The organism is Sulfitobacter sp. HI0129 (assembly GCF_001635395.1).
Classification (GTDB): domain Bacteria; phylum Pseudomonadota; class Alphaproteobacteria; order Rhodobacterales; family Rhodobacteraceae; genus Sulfitobacter.
This window is the reverse complement of record NZ_LWGH01001003.1, coordinates 1-314: the sequence shown is the minus strand read 5'-3', so window position 1 is coordinate 314 and position 314 is coordinate 1. Positions and strand designations below refer to the sequence as shown.

Annotated in this window: 1 protein-coding gene; it reads left to right on the top strand. The window is 68.8% G+C overall.

Features of this window, described 5'->3' with window-relative positions:
- Positions 1–314: tRNA-ribosyltransferase family protein (locus A3764_RS21730; RefSeq protein WP_150122388.1), on the top strand; the 314-nt coding region annotated here is incomplete at both ends.

The window sequence follows — 314 nt, the reverse complement described above, 5'->3', positions numbered from 1 at the left end:
TGACGGCTACGCCGTGGGCGGGCTGGCGGTGGGCGAAGGTCAGGAGGCGATGTTCGCCTGCCTCGACCACGCGCCGGAGCAGCTGCCGCAGGACAAGCCGCGTTACCTGATGGGCGTGGGCAAACCCGATGATATCGTCGGCGCCGTGGCGCGCGGCATCGACATGATGGACTGCGTGCTGCCCTCGCGCTCGGGCCGGACGGGGCAGGTCTTTACCCGCCATGGCGTGCTGAACATCAAGAACGCGCGGCATCAGGACGATCCGCGCCCGCTGGATGAGGGTTGCAGTTGCCCTGCCTGCCGCAGCTACAGCC